A 15,062-nucleotide genomic window follows, 5' to 3' on the forward strand; every position below is an offset into this window, starting at 1 on the left:
CCCTGTGAGACTTTTCGGCGATCGGTCGAGGAAGGGTGCCGAAAAGTCTCAACAGGGGTGCAGTCCTCAGTCGGCGTATACGCCGGTCGCCTGGCCGGAGGTCAGGAACTGGAAGCGGTACCTGGTGCCGTCGAGCACGTCCGTGGCGGCCTCGGTCCAGTTGGAGCGCCGCCGGCTGAAGATCAGCCCCGCCTCCCGCAGCACGGACGTGTGATGGCTGGCGGTGGCCGGTGAGATGTCCAGTAATCGACCTCCAGCACCGGCGACCGCCACCGCAGCCCCGGCCCCACCCCGTCCAGCAGCCCGTCCACTCCCCCGTCGAGGACGGCCCGCCCGAGCGTCGCCCGCTCGCTGTCGAACGCCGCCCGCATCCGGTCGTGGTGCGGGGCGATGACGGCGGAGTGACAGGCGCGCAGGACGCCCACCAGCTCCTCGCGGGCCCGCCGCTGCGTCAACTGCCCCGCCCAGCCCGGCGTCGAGTCCGTCGGCGGCCTCGGGTGGGGTGAGGAAGTCGGGGAAGTAGCCGGCGCGGGGCAGGACGTGGTGCAGCGTCCCCCGTACGGCGGCGCCGAGCGGCGTACCGGTCAGCTGGGGCAGGGCCGTGCGGAACCAGTCGGCGAAGGCCCGGCGCCTCCGGGTGTCCTGGAGCCGGTGGAGGCTGAAGGCGACCTCCCACAGCGGGTCCGGCGCCCCGGCGATCCGGACCCGCGCGAGATCTTCGGGCGTGAAGTGGATACGCAGCGTCCGGCCCCCGGGTCACTGGATGATGTGCGGCAGGAACCTCGCGTACACGTCCGTCACCAACCCGGACGACTCCCGGATCCCGAGCCCCGCCGCCTCCCCCTCGACCGTCCACGCACCGAGGACGACGTGGTTGCCGTCGAAGGCGGGGAGCGGCGCCAACTGCTGGTAGCAGCAAGGCTCTACGGGTACGAGGGGCTCGGCGCCCTTTTGATGCACCACGACCCCGGCGCCCTCCCGGCCCAGCAAGGGCTTGGACACGTACTCGGTCAGCTCCCGGGGCCCGTCCAGATAGGCCGGAAGGAGGTTGGGGTGGCCGGGATACAGCTCCCAAAGCACCGCCAGCAACGCCTTGTTGCTCAGCAGCATCTTCCAGGCCGGCTCGATCCACAGCGTGCTGCCGGTGCCGCCCCCGTTGTCGAGGGTGTCCAGCACATGCCCGCCGAAGCGGTCCGTCGTGAGCCACTCCCAGGGGTACAGCTTGAAGCAACTCCGGATGAACCGGAGCCTGTTGTCGACGAAGCGGCCGGAGAGGGAGTCGAAGCCGATGTCCTCGACGGGGATCCACTCCGTGGCGAGGCCCGCCTGTTCGGCCGTCTCCTTGAGGTAGGCAACGGTCATCAGGTCCTCGCCGAGTTCGTCGGCGGTGGAGTGCGCGAAGTAGAGCGGGCTGCCGGGCGGCAGGAGGTCGCCCTGCCGCTTCCAGGCGGCAACCAGCCTTTCGTGCAAGGAGTTCCACTGGTCGGCGCCGGGGAAGCGGTCCTCCATCCAGAACCACTGCGGGGACGCCGCCTCCACCAGGGACGTGGGCGTGTCCGCGTTGTACTCCAGCAGCTTCGCGGGCCCGGTGCCGTCGTAGTGCAGGTCGAACCGGCCGTACACGGACGGCAGTTCGTCCCGGCGGTGCCAGGACTCGGCGACGGCGTCGGCGACTTGGGGATCGGTGATGCCGAGGTCGGCGAACCGGCCCCGCGCGACGATGTGTTCGGCCGCCGCGAGGCACATCCGGTGCAGTTCCTCGACCGTCTCCTCCAGCGCCTCGACCTCGGCGAGGGTGAAGGAGTAGTAGGCGCTCTCGTCCCAGTAGGGGTGCAACTCCCCGTCCGGGTGCCGGGAGAGGGGATAGACGAGGCCCTGTGCCTCGACCGTGCGCTGCCAGTCGGGGCGGGGTTCGATGCGGTGGCGGATCACGGCGCGCTCAGCCGCCGGAGCTGCCGTGGCCGCCGTCGCTGCCGCCGAAGCCGCCCCGGTCGACGCCGCCCGATCCGCCGCTGGAGCTTGAGCTCGAACCCCCGGACGACTTACGGGACTTGGTGAGCGAGCCGCCGTCCACGTACCCGCTCTTCTTCTTGCCGCCGTAGTACCAGACCGTGTGGGACGACGTACCCCCGGACGAACTCCCCGACGACTTGCAGTTCTTGTCGGCGACGACCTTGTACCCCTTCACGGAGTCGTAGCTGTCGCGGTCCACGCACCGCTTGTCCGGGTCGGAGGAGCACGCGGTGAGCGCCACCGCGAGGATCCCCACGCCGCCGAGGACGACCGTGTTCGAGCGAAGTCTTCTGGTTGCGTCCGCCATGTCCTGTTCTCCCCGTGTAATCGACACGTGTGATTGACGCGTGTGTTCGGTCAGCCTAGATCGGCGAGAGTTCCCGTCCGGCCGCCCCCTCCCCTACAGTCCGTTTGTGATGTTTGGGATGGTGTGCGCCCTCGCGGCGGCGGTCTGCTTCGGTACGGCCACGGTGTGGCAGGCGGTGGCGACCAGGGCAGCGGCGACCGGCGAGGGCGGTGACGCGGCGCTGCTGCTGCGGGCCGTACGGCAGTGGCGGTACCTCGCCGGGCTCGGGCTCGACGGGCTCGGGTTCGTGTTCCAGGTGCTGGCGCTGCGGTCCGTACCGATCTACGCGGTCGGCGCGGCGCTCGCGGCGAGCCTCGCGGTGACGGCCGTCGTGGCGGCGCGGATGCTCAAGGTGCGGCTGAGCCGGACCGAGTGGGGCGCGGTCGCGGTGGTGTGCGCGGGGCTGGCGATGCTGGGACTGGCGTCCGGCGAGGAGGGGACCCGGCACGGGTCCGGCGTACTGAAGTGGGCGGTCCTCGGGGCCGCCGTCTGCGTCCTGCTGCTCGGGACCGTCGGCGGGCGGCTGCCGGAGCGGGGGCGCGCGCTGACGCTCGGGCTCGGCGCCGGGTTCGGGTTCGGGGCGGTGGAGGTGGGGGTGCGGCTGATCGACTCCCTCGACCCCTTGTCGCTGCTGGGCAACCCGGCGTCGTACGCGCTGCTGGTCGGCGGCGGCGCGGCCTTCCTGCTGCTCACCTCGGCGATCCAGCGGGGGTCGGTGACCGCCGCGACCGCCGGGATGGTGATCGGGGAGACCGTCGGGCCCGCCGCCGTGGGCGTGATCTGGCTGGGGGACCGGACGCGGGGCGGGCTTGAGTGGCTGGCGGTGCTGGGGTTCGGGGTGGCGGTGGCGGGGGCGCTGGCGCTCGCGCGGTTCGGGGAGGCGCCGGAGGAAGTGCCCGATACGTCCCTGTCGCAGGCGTCCCAGTAGACTCGGCCGACGTGGCGGATACCCAGTACGAAGACCTGTTGCGACACGTGCTCGACTCCGGAACGGCCAAGGCCGACCGGACCGGCACGGGTACCCGGAGTGTCTTCGGACACCAGCTGCGCTACGACCTCGCGCAGGGCTTCCCCCTGATCACGACCAAGAAGGTCCACTTCAAGTCGATCGTGTACGAGCTGCTGTGGTTCCTGCGCGGCGACTCGAACGTCAAGTGGCTCCAGGACAACGGCGTCACGATCTGGGACGAGTGGGCCGACTCCGATGGCGAACTCGGCCCCGTCTACGGCGTCCAGTGGCGCTCCTGGCCCACCCCGGACGGCGGTCACATCGACCAGCTCACCGAGGTCCTCGACACGCTGCGCCGCGACCCCGACTCGCGCCGGATCATCGTCTCCGCGTGGAACGTCGCCCAGCTCTCCGACATGGCCCTCGCGCCCTGCCACGCCTTCTTCCAGTTCTACGTCGCCGACGGCCGCCTCTCCTGCCAGCTCTACCAGCGCAGCGCCGACCTGTTCCTCGGCGTCCCCTTCAACATCGCGAGCTACGCGCTGCTGACGCACATGGTCGCCCAGCAGGTGGGACTGGAGCCGGGTGACTTCATCTGGACGGGCGGGGACTGCCACATCTACGACAACCACGTCGAGCAGGTGACGGAACAACTCTCCCGTACGCCTCTGGACTTCCCCCGCCTGAACCTGCGCCAGGCCGCCGACCTCTTCTCCTACACCTACGACGACGTAGAGGTGGTCGACTACCGGCACCACCCCGCCATCAAGGCGCCGGTAGCGGTATGACCATCGGCCTCATCTGGGCGCAGACCCTGGACGGCGTGATCGGCGCGGACGCCACCATCCCCTGGCACCTCCCCGAGGACCTCGCCCACTTCAAGGCGACCACCCTCGGCCACCCCGTGATCATGGGCCGCCGCACCTGGGACTCCCTCCCGCCCCGCTTCCGGCCCCTTCCCGGCCGCCGCAACATCGTCCTGACCCGGGATGCCTCCTGGACGGCGGACGGCGCGGAACTAGCCTCCTCACTCCCCGAGGCGCTGGCCTCGGCGCCGGACGCGTGGGTGATCGGCGGCGGGGAGGTCTACCGGGCCGCGCTGGAGCACGCGACGAAGGCATCGGTCACGGAGATCGACGTACAGGTAACAGGCGACACGTACGCCCCCGCGCTGGACGCGTCGTGGCGGGTCGCCGAGAAGGGCGACTGGCTGACGTCGGGGTCGGGGCTGCGGTACCGGATCCTGGAGTACGTCCGATAGCGGACCGGATCTGACCTACAGGGGTCCTAGCGTCGCCGGGAACCCAGGAGGTCACATGTCCGTCAAGCCGATTCCCGAGGGCTACACCACCGTCACGCCGTGGCTCATCTCCCGCGACACGGTCCAGCTCATCGACTACCTCAAGCGGGCTTTCGACGCCGAGGAACTCGCCTGCCTCACCGGCGAGGACGGCACCGTCCACCACGCGGAGGTCCGCATCGGCGACTCCGTGGTGATGATGTTCGACGCCCGCCCGGAATGGCCGCCCACCCCCGGCTTCCTCCGCCTCTACGTCGAGGACGCCGACGCCGTCCACCGCCAGGCTGTCCGGGCGGGCGGCACCTCGGTCACCGAGGTCACCCACCTGTTCTTCGGCGACCGCGTCGGCCGCGTCCGCGACCCCCTGGGCAACCTGTACTGGATCCAGACCCGCGTAGAGGACCTGACCCTGGAACAGATGGAACCCCGCCTGACCGACCCGGAGTTCACGAAGGCCATGGAGTACGTCCAGAGCGCGGACTTCTTCCCCGGCCGGTAGCCAGTACTGTGCCCGGATGACGAGAAGCGAGCGCCTCGCGGAGCAGTTGGACTGGTACTGGCGGGCGAACCTGCGGCCACGGCTGGAGGGGCTCACCGACGACGAGTACTTCTGGGAGCCGGTACAGGGGTGCTGGAGTGTCCGGCCCCGGGGTGAGGCGGGGGAATGGGTGCCGGACTTCGCGCAGCCCGCTCCGGAGCCGGCCCCGGTGACCACGATCGCCTGGCGGCTGGCGCACATCGTCGTGTCGTGTCTGGGGTATCGGGTGGGGTGGTATTTCGGGGGGCCGGAGGTGGATTCGGAGACGTTCGCGTACGCGGGGTCCGCCGACGAGGCGCTGGAGCAGCTCGACGAGATGTACGGGCGGTGGAACGCCGGGGTGCGCGGGCTCTCGGACGCCGATCTGGAGAACCCGCCTCCGGTGGGGCCTGAGCCGTACCCCCTGGAGAACCGGGTTCTGCACGTGAACAGGGAGCTGATCCATCACGGCGGGGAGATCGCGCTGCTGCGTGACCTCTACCGCTGGGAGTTTCAGGGCAGCACCCGGCACAGTGCCGCGAGCGCGGCGGGCCAGGTGTGGTCGGACGGGGTGCCGTAGCCGACGACGAGGGCGTCGCGGGGTGTGTCGAGGGTCGCGTGGCGGAAGCGGGTGAGGCCGTAGAGGGCGAGGCCCTGCCAGGCGGCGGCGTGGATGACGGAGTCCTCGGTGCCGGCGGGAAGGCTGAGGACGGCGTGCAGGCCGGCGGCGATGCCGGTGACGCGGACGTCCGGGGCATGGGTGGTGACGGCCGTGACGAGGTCGTCGCGGCGGCGCCGGTAGCGGAGCCGGGAGGCGCGTACGTGGCGGTCGTAGGCGCCTGATTCGATGAACTCGGCGAGGGTCAGCTGTTCCAGGGCGCTGGTCGACTGGGCGCCGCCCAGGCGGGACGCCTCGGCCGTGAGGGACGGGGGCAGGACGAGCCAGGCGATGCGCAGGCCGGGGGCGAGGGACTTGCTGGCGGTGCCGAGGTAGACGACGTGGTCGGGGGCGAGGTCCTGGAGGGCGCCGACCTGCTGGCGGTCGTAGCGGAACTCGCCGTCGTAGTCGTCCTCCAGGATCAGACCGCCGCTGCGGCGGGCCCAGTCGACGATCTCGGCGCGGCGCTCGGGGCGCAGGGCGACGCCCAGGGGGAACTGGTGGGAGGGGGTGAGGAGGACCGCGCCGGCGCCCGCGGGGAGGTTCTCGACGCGGGTGCCGTGGGTGTCGAAGGGGAGGGGGGACGTGGTGAGGCCGGTGTTCTCCAGGATCGCCCAGTGCGGCGGGAGGCCGTACGACTCGACGGCGAGGGTGCGGACGCCGCGCGCGTGCAGGAGTTCGCCGAGGAGGCGCAGGCTGTGCGAGAAGCCGGTGGAGATGAGGATGTGCTCGGGGTCGGTGCGGACACCCCGGACGCGGGCGAGATAGCCGGCGAGCGCGGCTCTGAGCCGGTGCAGTCCGCGCGGGTCCCCGTAGCCGAGGACGTCGTTCGGGGCGGCGGTGAAGGCCCGGCGGGCGGCCCTGAGCCACTCCGCGCGGGGGAACGCGGCGAGGTCGGGGCTGCCCGGCAGAAGACTGTACCGGGGCCGCCCGGGCTGCCGCCGGTGCCCTGTGCCCCGCGTCTCGCGCTGCGGTACGGCCCGTTCGGCGACCCGGGTCCCCGAGCCCTGCCGCGCGGTGAGCCACCCTTCGGCGACGAGGTCGGCGTACGCGTCGGCGACGGTGTTGCGGGCGATCCCGAGGTCGGCGGCGAGCACCCGCGACGAGGGCAGCCGCGTCCCCGGCCCGAGCCGGCCGCCGCGTACGGCTTCGCGGAGGGCGTCGGTGAGTCCGCGCCGCAGGTGGGGGCCGGTGGGCACGAGGTGCAGGTCGATGCCGAGTCCGGCAGGCGGTGGGGCCGGGGCGGCGGGCGTCTCCTCCACGGCGTCGGGGCCGGCGCCGTCGTACACGGGGGCGGCCTCGGAGGTGGGGATGCCGGCCAGGCCGGTCAGGACGACCGGGTCGGCACCGTTCTCACCGTTCTCACCGTTCTCGTCTGTCTCGTCCATCCGCGCCCCCTCCGGATTGGCCCACGTTTTCGGTTCCGGAGTGGACCATATCCGTGGGCTGGTTGGATCTTAGGGTCGATGGCATGAGCACAGCGGAGCGGGAACAGGCGGCGCACTGTCCGCGGATGGTGCTGGCGGAGCGGGTACCGGAGGTCTACCGCGCGCTGGTGCGGCTGGACGCGGCGGCGCAGCAGGGTGTCGACGAGACGCTGCGGTATCTGGTGAAGGTGCGGGTCTCGCAGGTCAACGGGTGTGCGTTCTGCGTCGACATGCACAGCAAGGACGCGCTGGCGAACGGTGAGAGTGTCGAGCGGCTGATGCAGCTGACCGTCTGGGAGGAGTCCCGGCACTTCTACACCGAGCGCGAGGTCGCCGCGCTGGCGCTGGCCGAGGCGATGACACGGCTGACGGAGGGACCCGTGTCCGACGAGGTGTACGGCACCGCGGCGAAGCTGTTCGGGGAGACCGAGCTGGCCCGGCTGATCTCGGTGATCACGGTGATCAACGCGTGGAACCGGATCGGTGTGACGACCAGGATGGTCGCGGGGACCTACCAGCCGGAGGCCGCGCGATGAGCAAGGCGGAGGTGTTCCGCGCGCTGCACAGGCGCCGGTGTCCGGACGATCCGCTCGTCCTGGCCGGTGCCTGGGACGCGGTGAGCGCGGGCGTGTTCGTGGACGCGGGGTTCCCGGCACTGGCGACGCCGAGCGCCGGGGTGGCGGCGAGCCTCGGGTACGCGGACGGGGAGACTCCGGCCCCGGAGATGTTCGCGGCGGTGACGCGGATCGCGCGCGCGGTGGACGTCCCGGTGTCGGCGGATGTCGAGGACGGGTACGGGCTGGCGCCGAAGGAGCTGGTGGAACGGCTCCTGGAGGCCGGTGTCGTGGGGTGCAACCTTGAGGACTCACGTGGGGAAGTCCTCAAGGACCCGCACGAGCAAGCCGACTGGCTGGCGGAGGTGTGTGCGGAGGCGGGCGAGAGCCTGTTCGTCAACGCGCGTATCGACACCTTCGTCCGTGGGGTCGCCTCCGCGGAGGCGGCGATCGAGCGGGCCGCGCTGTACGTGGCGGCCGGCGCGGACTGCGTGTACCCGATCCTCGCTCCCCTCGTCACGCTGCCGCTGCTGCGGGCGGGGATCCAGGGGCCGATCAACGCCTTCGGCCACCCTGAGGACGGCCCGAGGCCCGCGGACCTGGGCACGCTGGGCGCCACCCGCGTGACCTTCGGCCCGGGGCTCCAGCGGTGCGCGACGGCGGCGCTGCGGGAGATCGCCGCGGGCCTCGCACCTCAGCCGGACCGGTGGAACGGGGAATAGCCGCTCTCGTTTCCACCCCGATCCATCGGCCCGGCCTTCCCGAGGGCGCCTTCCGGACGTACCTGAATCGTCCGGGGGCGCCCTCAACTCTTCAGTCCGGCAGGGTGGTTCGCATCCACTCCCGCACCAGCCCCCGCAGCCACGCGTGCGCCGGGTCGGCGTCGTAGCGCGGGTGCCAGGCCATGCCGAGCCTCAACGGCGGTAGCGGCAGCGGCACTTCGAAGTGGGCGAGCCCCAGCGTCCGGGCCAGCGACAGTCCCCAGCCGGTGTTGAGGCCGACGAGGTCGGTGTCGCGCAGGACGAACAGGGACGCGGGGAGCGAGCCGACGGACCCCACCACCCGGCGTTGCAGGCCGAGTTCGGCGAGCGCGGTGTCGACCGGACCGTGGAGTTTGCCGCGTCGGGACACGATCAGGTGATCCGCTTCCGAGGCGAACCGTTCGGGTGTCAACTCCCCTTCCAGCAAGGGGTGTCCGGCCCGTACGACCCCCACCATCCGGTCCTCGGCGAGGAGTTCGGACCGTACCTCGGGCGATGTGCTGTCCACGACGCCCACTTCGAGATCGGCCGTCCCCTCGCGCAGGAACGGCGCGTCCAGGTGGCTCTCGCTGAGGAACCGCAGCCGGATGCCGGGCGCCTCGGCGGCGGCGCGGGCGAGGAGGGCGGGGCCGTGCGCGGCGGCTATGGCGTCGTGGCCGAGGATCGAGAAGGTCCGCACGACGGTCCGCAGGTCGGTGTCGGCCGGTGTGAACAGTGCCCGCGCCCGCTCGACGACCGCACCGACCTCCGCGCGGACGGCGAGCGCGCGGGGTGTGGGGACCATCCGCCGCCCGGCCCTGACCAGCACCGGGTCGCCGAGGGCCTTGCGGATCCGGCCCAGCGTGCGGCTCATCGCGGGCTCGGACAGGTGCAGGCGCCGCGCCGCACCCTGCACGCTGCACTCCTCCAGCAGGACGTCCAGCGCGACGAGCAGATTCAGATCCTCGGATTGCGTCACACGCATTCGTCCCTTGCGAAGGTTGCACTGGAAAGCAGGTCACCGACGAGCCTACGGTGAAAGGGCCCGCCGGCCGGGAATCCCACACCGTCCAGCTCCCCTGGAGGAGCCGTGCCCGCGCATGCCCTCAAACGCTCCACCCTCCTCACCCTGTGCGCCTGCGTCCTCGTCGCCCAGAGCATGGTCGCCGCCATCAACCTCCTCATCCCCCAGCTCGCCGCCTCGGACCTGCACCCCTCGCACACCGAGATCCTGTGGACCGTCGACGCGTACGTCATCGCCTTCGCCGGTCTGCTGATCCCGGCGGGGGCGCTGGGAGATCGCTACGGCCGCAAGGGCGCCCTCCTCGCCGGGCTCGCGCTGTTCGCGGTCGGGGCCGGGGTCAGCGCGTCCGCCTCGGCGCCCGCGCTGCTCATCGCCGGACGCGGCGTCTCCGGCGCCGGGGCCGCGCTCATCACCCCGGCCACGATGTCCCTCGTCGTCCACCTCGCGGGGCCCGCGCACAGGGCCCGGGCGATGGCGTCCTGGACGCTGGCGATCGGGCTCGGCGGCATGGCCGGCAACCTCGGGGGCGGGCTGGCGGGGCAGTTCCTCACGTGGCGGTGGCTGTTCGGGGCGATGGTCCCGCTCGCCGGGCTGCTGGCGGTCGCGGTGGCGGTGACGGTCCCGCGTACGGCTCGCTCGCCGCGCAACTCCCTCGATCCCGTGGGGACGTTGCTGCTGACCGCCGGGCTGGTGGCGGTGCTGTTCGGGATCATCGAGAGCCCCGGGCACGGGTGGACGTCCGGGGTGATCCTGGCGGCGTTCGGGGTGGGGGCCGGGCTGATCGGGGTGTTCACGGGGAGGTCGGTGCGGGCGGCACGGCGAGGCGAACCGGCAGCTCAGGAGACGCACTTGGCCGCGCGCCCCGCGTACCGAACCCCCCTCTTCGACCCCCGCCTCTTCCGTTCGCCCCGCCTGCGCGCCACCGTCCTCGGCCTGGCCACCGGGTTCTTCGGCCTCTTCGCCCTCTTCTTCGTCAACTCGCAGTACCTGCAAGAGGTCAAGGGGTACGGGCCCGCCGTCACCGGCGTCGCGATCCTCCCCGTGGCCGTCGGCATGTCACTGGTCCCGAAGTTCGCGGCACGCTGGTCGGCGCACCCGCGTCCGGTGGTCGGCGCGGGGCTCGCGCTGATCGGCCTGGGCCTGCTGGGGGCGTCCACGGCGGGCGCGGGGACGCCGTATCCGCTGTACGCGTGCTGGCTGCTGACCATCTCGGCGGGTACGGGCCTCGCGATGCCGGCGCTGACCCTGGGCGTCGCCACGTCGCTGCCGCCGCATCAGACCGGCCTCGGTTCGGGGCTCGGCACGTCCGCACGCGAGATCGGCGCGGCCCTCGGCGTCGCCGTCTCCGGCACCCTGCTGGCCCACCACCCCGACCTCGCGTCGGGAATGGGCTCGGCACTGCGGGTCGTGGGCATCACGGTGCTGGTGGCGACGGGCGTGGTGGTGACGGGGTTCCGGGGACGACCGGAGCGACGGCCGGAACCGGGTACGGGGGAGACGGCACCGGCTTCCGCGAAGGCACCGGCGGCGGACCGGGCGTGAGGCGGGGCCGGCGCCGGGGACTCTTCGAGTGACCCCCGCGCCCCCTCGTACCCCGTCCCCTACCGGTCCAGGTCCCTCATGCCCCGCGCCTTGCGCCATGCCCTCTTGCGTTCCCGTTCCGCCTCCCACAGGGCCCGGTACTCCTCCACGCGTGCGCTGGCCTCCGGGTCGAGGGGGGTGTCGTCGTCGAGGTCCTCGTCCTTCCACAGGCCCGCGTCCTTCAGGCGTTTCAGCTGGACGTCGGAGGGTTCCTCGGGGTCGAAGTCGGAGGGGCGCGGGGGTTCGGGGCCGTCGGGGCCCATGCGGACGAGTCGTTCGACGCGGGTGACGCGGTAGCGGACGCCGTCGACGACGAGGGCGTTGCCGCGGGTCTCGTCGAGGCGGTCGGCGAGGGCGGCCCACTCGGCCTTCGTCTTCTCGTCGAGGCCGAGTTCCCAGGGGCCGTGCAGCCGGAGGTAGGAGGCGAGGGCGTCCCGGGCGCCCTGGGCCGTCGCGTACGAGGAGGCGATGTTGAAGGCGCCCCACTGGCCGTCGCGGCGCTCGGAGAGGGTGAAGACGGGCGGCATCAGCACCCCGCCGGGGTACTCGCGGCGGGCCCGGCGCGCGTCCTCGTACCCCTCCGGCGTGGAGCCCTCGCGGGCGTTGACGAAGTCGACGAGTTCCATCTTGAGGATGCCCTCGGACAGGCCCGTCCACGCGAACACGTCGACGACGTGCCCCTTGTCCTTCGGCCGCGGGACGTCTCCGCCGCCGACGTCCGGGCTGTCGCGGTCCGAAGGGCGGGGCGGCTCGGGCCCGTTGGGGCCCATCCGCATGAAGCGGCTGACCCGGACGATGCGGTAGCGGCGGCCCTGGACGGTGAGGTCGTCGACGGCCTCACGGTCCATGCGCTTGGCCGCGGACATCCACTTGCGGCGGTTCTTCTCGTCGCCCGCGTCCTGCGACTCCTTCGCCTTCATACGGAAGTAGCTGCCGAGGGAGTCGCGGGCGCCCTGGGGGGTGATGTTGCCGAACCCCAGGACCTCCCAGCCCCCTTGCTCGCACTCCCCCATGTGGAAGAACTCCGGCAGCCCGAGCCCCATCACCTGCGGGTACCGGTCCCGGGCCCGCCACGCCTCCTGGTCCGCGAACTGCGCGATGGGGCTTTCCGGGACGGTCATCCGGAAGGTGAGGTAGGCCGGATGGTTGTCCTGGTAATCGGTCATGCACGTACCGTGCCCGGCTGGAGGGCCGGGCAGACATGCCGATCCGGTCGTCTCCTGCGGGTGACGCGAAAACGACGGCCCCCGGGTGACGGAACGGTCACCCGGGGGCCTCGTATCGATCAGAACCGATCAGACTCAGATCAGGCCGAGCGCGCGGACCGCCTCGCGCTCCTCCTCCAGCTCCTTCACGGACGCGTCGATGCGCGCACGCGAGAACTCGTTGATGTCCAGGCCCTGGACGATCTCGTACACGCCGTCCTTCGTGGTGACCGGGAAGGAGGAGATGAGGCCCTCGGGGACGCCGTAGGAGCCGTCCGACGGGATGCCCATGGAGACCCAGTCGCCCTCGGCGGTGCCGTTGACCCAGGTGTGGATGTGGTCGATCGCGGCGTTCGCGGCGGACGCGGCGGAGGAGGCGCCACGGGCCTCGATGATGGCCGCGCCGCGCTTGGCGACGGTCGGGATGAAGTCGTCGGCGAGCCACTGCTCGTCGTTGACGACCTCGGCCGCGTTCTTGCCCGCGACGGTCGCGTGGAAGATGTCCGGGTACTGCGTCGCCGAGTGGTTGCCCCAGATGGTGAGGCGCTTGATGTCGGCGACCGTCGTGCCGGTCTTCTTCGCGAGCTGCGTCAGCGCGCGGTTGTGGTCGAGGCGGGTCATCGCGGTGAAGCGCTCGGCCGGTACGTCCGGGGCGGCGGCCTGGGCGATCAGCGCGTTCGTGTTCGCCGGGTTGCCGACGACCAGGACCTTGACGTCGTCCGCCGCGTTGTCGTTGATCGCCTTGCCCTGCGGCTTGAAGATGCCGCCGTTGGCCTGGAGGAGGTCACCGCGCTCCATGCCGGCCGTGCGGGGGCGGGCGCCGACGAGGAGGGCGACGTTCGTGCCGGCGAACGCCACGTTCGGGTCGTCGGTGATGTCGATGCCCTGGAGCAGGGGGAACGCGCAGTCGTCCAGCTCCATGGCGGTACCCTCGGCGGCCTTCAGCGCCGGGGTGATCTCCAGGAGGCGCAGCTTGACCGGCACGTCCGCGCCGAGCAGCTGGCCGGAGGCGATGCGGAAGAGCAGGGCGTAACCGATCTGGCCGGCCGCGCCGGTGACGGTGACGTTCACGGGAGTGCGGGTCATGGCGTTCTCCGTATGACAGCTGGCGGTGGGGCGTCCCTGCCCCGGATGATCGATCTCTTGGCATCAAGAGAATCCAGCGGTCAGGCTATCGCGCATCGGGGAGGGCGGGTGCGCGGGGTTGTGTGGCCCAGCCCACAGATCTTGGTGTGCGGGGCGGGTTGCACGAAATGGCGGCCGCCGGTCCGGGAGAGGAGTGACCGACGGCCGCCAGGACGGGCGCTGCGGCCGGGCGAGCCGAACTCCCGTGGGGTTGTAGTCCGCGTGCCCCGGAGTCGGGGGGACAAACGCGGGTCGCGGAAGAATCCGGGTTCCTAAGGGGTGGGGGCTGTGCGCGGCGGAGTGCGGGTGCGTTGTGGCCTACCCCGTACATCCCCGCCGTCCCGACGCCAGTACCACGCACGCCTGCGCCTCCGTCGCCGTCCGTACCGCGACCATCGGTGTGTACGCGATCGTGTTGCCCCCGGTCGTGACCTCGCCCCGCTGCCGTGCCTGCCCCACGGTGACCTGGACGACGTCCCCAGACCCCGCCTGCACGATGCGCCCCCATGCCGCCGCGCAGACCTTGCTGTACCGCACCTGCACCAGCGTCCCGGCGACCGTCGCGCTCTCCGTCGTCGTCACGAGGTCGTCGGCGCAGCCCATCGTCTCCGCGTCCTTGCCGGTGCAGGTGGGGCCGTTGCACTTGACGCCGGGCGGCAGGGTGACGCGGGGACTCGGCGACGGGGAGGGGGAGTTGGCGGCGACCGGGGTGCTGTCGGGGCCGGTCTCCGTGAGGAGGAAGGCGGCGAGGGCCAGGGCGACGACGCCGAGGGCGGCTGCGGCGAAGGTCAGCCAGCGGGGGGCGGACCTGACGCGGGTCTCGGGGCGGGCGGACGTATCGGCGGGGGTGCTCGCGGAGGCGCCGAAGCCTTCGGACGGGCTCGCGGTGCTCACCGGCTTCCCGATCCCGGCGTCTGCGGGACCCCGGCCTGCGCCCGAGGTCGAATTCGCGGCTCGGGCCGACCCCTTGCCGACGTCCGCGACCGAACTCCTGGCGCCCGCCGACCCATTGCCGACGTCCGCGACCGAACTCCTGGCGCCCGCCAGCCCCTTGCCACCGACCTCGACCGAACTCCCGCCACCCGCCGACCCCCTGTCCCCGGCCGCTGTCGAACTCCCCTCCCCGGACGCCCCCTTGCCCTCCGCCGGCCCCCTCGTCCTGGACGGTCCCCTGTACCCCGCCAGCCCCCACGAGTTCCCCTCCGTCGGGCCGCCGACCTCGCGGACCGGCAACGCCGCCGGGTGGACGCGGAGTTGGGTGGTCGCGCGGTCGTCGGGGGAGCCGGGGTTCCAGGACTGTTCGGCGAGTTCCCAGAGGGTCGTGAGGTGGACCGGCGAGGTGCCCGTGGCCTCCGCGAGGGCGTCGGTCGCCCGGCGGGGGGCGAGGAGGCGGCCGTCCAGGAAGCGTTCCCAGGAGGTCCGGCTGTAGCCCGTGCGCTCGGCCAGCGCGGTCAGGCTCAGCCCGCTGCGGTCCACCGAGCGGCGCATGTGGACGACGAACTCCACCATCCGCGCGTCGAGTCCGTCCGGCAGCGCCTGCCAACGAGCCATCGTGTCCCCCCAGTGACAGTCCGTCCCGTTCGGAGACGTTAGTCCGCTTCCGCGCCGGAATCGACAGGCACC

At 72.1% G+C, this 15,062-nt stretch carries 17 protein-coding genes; 8 read left to right on the top strand and 9 right to left on the bottom strand.

Features of this window, described 5'->3' with window-relative positions:
* Positions 1-66 precede the first annotated feature (66 nt).
* The 4 genes from ACLZOT_RS42520 to ACLZOT_RS42535 form a co-directional block, all read right to left on the bottom strand.
* Positions 67-204 carry a hypothetical protein gene (locus ACLZOT_RS42520; RefSeq protein WP_416974583.1) on the bottom strand — a complete coding sequence of 46 codons (138 nt, stop codon included), beginning with the start codon at positions 202-204 and terminating at the stop codon, positions 67-69.
* The gene (locus ACLZOT_RS42525) at positions 183-455 is read right to left on the bottom strand and encodes a hypothetical protein (protein ID WP_416974584.1); all 273 of its coding nucleotides are present in this window, start codon (positions 453-455) and stop codon (positions 183-185) included. The genes ACLZOT_RS42520 and ACLZOT_RS42525 overlap by 22 nt, the downstream gene beginning before the upstream one ends.
* A gap of 301 nt (positions 456-756) precedes the next feature.
* Complete coding sequence (locus tag ACLZOT_RS42530) at positions 757-1,932, bottom strand: glutathionylspermidine synthase family protein (RefSeq protein WP_416974585.1); 1,176 nt, start codon at positions 1,930-1,932, stop codon at positions 757-759.
* Positions 1,933-1,939: 7 nt separating this feature from the next.
* On the bottom strand, positions 1,940-2,320 hold the full coding sequence (locus ACLZOT_RS42535; protein WP_416974586.1) for a hypothetical protein: 381 nt from the start codon (positions 2,318-2,320) through the stop codon (positions 1,940-1,942).
* Between the two features lie 118 nt (positions 2,321-2,438).
* Here ACLZOT_RS42535 and ACLZOT_RS42540 point away from each other — a divergent pair, with 118 nt between their 5' ends.
* Genes ACLZOT_RS42540 through ACLZOT_RS42560 form a run of 5 tightly spaced genes read left to right on the top strand, consistent with a single transcriptional unit; the run spans position 2,439 to position 5,705 of the window.
* Positions 2,439-3,287: a hypothetical protein gene (locus ACLZOT_RS42540; RefSeq protein WP_416974612.1), complete on the top strand. Its 849-nt coding sequence runs from the start codon at positions 2,439-2,441 to the stop codon at positions 3,285-3,287.
* An 11-nt stretch (positions 3,288-3,298) separates the two neighbouring features.
* Positions 3,299-4,096 (top strand): thymidylate synthase, encoded by a 798-nt coding sequence (locus tag ACLZOT_RS42545; RefSeq protein WP_416974587.1) that lies wholly within the window; start codon positions 3,299-3,301, stop codon positions 4,094-4,096.
* Complete coding sequence (locus ACLZOT_RS42550; protein ID WP_416974588.1) at positions 4,093-4,569, top strand: dihydrofolate reductase; 477 nt, start codon at positions 4,093-4,095, stop codon at positions 4,567-4,569. The genes ACLZOT_RS42545 and ACLZOT_RS42550 overlap by 4 nt, the downstream gene beginning before the upstream one ends.
* A 55-nt stretch (positions 4,570-4,624) precedes the next feature.
* A complete protein-coding gene (locus ACLZOT_RS42555) occupies positions 4,625-5,107 on the top strand; it encodes a VOC family protein (RefSeq protein ID WP_416974589.1) in 483 nt (160 codons plus the stop codon).
* Between the two features lie 16 nt (positions 5,108-5,123).
* Positions 5,124-5,705 carry a DinB family protein gene (locus ACLZOT_RS42560; RefSeq protein ID WP_416974590.1) on the top strand — a complete coding sequence of 194 codons (582 nt, stop codon included), beginning with the start codon at positions 5,124-5,126 and terminating at the stop codon, positions 5,703-5,705.
* Here the strand turns inward: ACLZOT_RS42560 and ACLZOT_RS42565 are convergent.
* The gene (locus tag ACLZOT_RS42565; RefSeq protein ID WP_416974591.1) at positions 5,639-7,171 is read right to left on the bottom strand and encodes a PLP-dependent aminotransferase family protein; all 1,533 of its coding nucleotides are present in this window, start codon (positions 7,169-7,171) and stop codon (positions 5,639-5,641) included. The two genes, ACLZOT_RS42560 and ACLZOT_RS42565, sit on opposite strands and share 67 nt — an antisense overlap.
* Positions 7,172-7,254: 83 nt before the next feature.
* On the opposite strand from ACLZOT_RS42565, the gene ACLZOT_RS42570 reads away from it, so the two are divergent.
* The gene (locus ACLZOT_RS42570) at positions 7,255-7,746 is read left to right on the top strand and encodes a carboxymuconolactone decarboxylase family protein (protein WP_416974592.1); all 492 of its coding nucleotides are present in this window, start codon (positions 7,255-7,257) and stop codon (positions 7,744-7,746) included.
* Positions 7,743-8,486, top strand: coding sequence for an isocitrate lyase/PEP mutase family protein (locus ACLZOT_RS42575; RefSeq protein WP_416974593.1), 744 nt, complete (start codon positions 7,743-7,745; stop codon positions 8,484-8,486). Before ACLZOT_RS42570 ends, ACLZOT_RS42575 begins: the two co-directional genes overlap by 4 nt.
* A gap of 91 nt (positions 8,487-8,577) precedes the next feature.
* Here ACLZOT_RS42575 and ACLZOT_RS42580 read toward each other — a convergent pair whose 3' ends face one another.
* Positions 8,578-9,489: a LysR family transcriptional regulator gene (locus tag ACLZOT_RS42580; RefSeq protein ID WP_416974594.1), complete on the bottom strand. Its 912-nt coding sequence runs from the start codon at positions 9,487-9,489 to the stop codon at positions 8,578-8,580.
* Positions 9,490-9,594: 105 nt separating this feature from the next.
* Between ACLZOT_RS42580 and ACLZOT_RS42585 the strand changes: the two genes are divergently transcribed.
* Entirely contained in the window at positions 9,595-11,070 is a 1,476-nt protein-coding gene (locus ACLZOT_RS42585; protein ID WP_416974595.1) for an MFS transporter, read from the top strand.
* 59 nt (positions 11,071-11,129) lie between these two features.
* Here ACLZOT_RS42585 and ACLZOT_RS42590 read toward each other — a convergent pair whose 3' ends face one another.
* The 3 genes from ACLZOT_RS42590 to ACLZOT_RS42600 all read right to left on the bottom strand — a co-directional run bounded on the left by ACLZOT_RS42590 (position 11,130) and on the right by ACLZOT_RS42600 (position 14,990).
* Complete coding sequence (locus ACLZOT_RS42590; protein WP_416974596.1) at positions 11,130-12,275, bottom strand: DUF5954 family protein; 1,146 nt, start codon at positions 12,273-12,275, stop codon at positions 11,130-11,132.
* A gap of 135 nt (positions 12,276-12,410) precedes the next feature.
* Positions 12,411-13,400: a malate dehydrogenase gene (locus tag ACLZOT_RS42595; RefSeq protein WP_416974597.1), complete on the bottom strand. Its 990-nt coding sequence runs from the start codon at positions 13,398-13,400 to the stop codon at positions 12,411-12,413.
* A 357-nt stretch (positions 13,401-13,757) separates the two neighbouring features.
* Positions 13,758-14,990 (bottom strand): DUF2690 domain-containing protein, encoded by a 1,233-nt coding sequence (locus ACLZOT_RS42600; protein WP_416974598.1) that lies wholly within the window; start codon positions 14,988-14,990, stop codon positions 13,758-13,760.
* Between the last annotated feature and the right edge of the window lie 72 nt (positions 14,991-15,062).

The sequence above is a fragment of the Streptomyces sp. 4F14 genome (assembly GCF_048159485.1).
Taxonomy (GTDB): Bacteria; Actinomycetota; Actinomycetes; order Streptomycetales; family Streptomycetaceae; genus Streptomyces.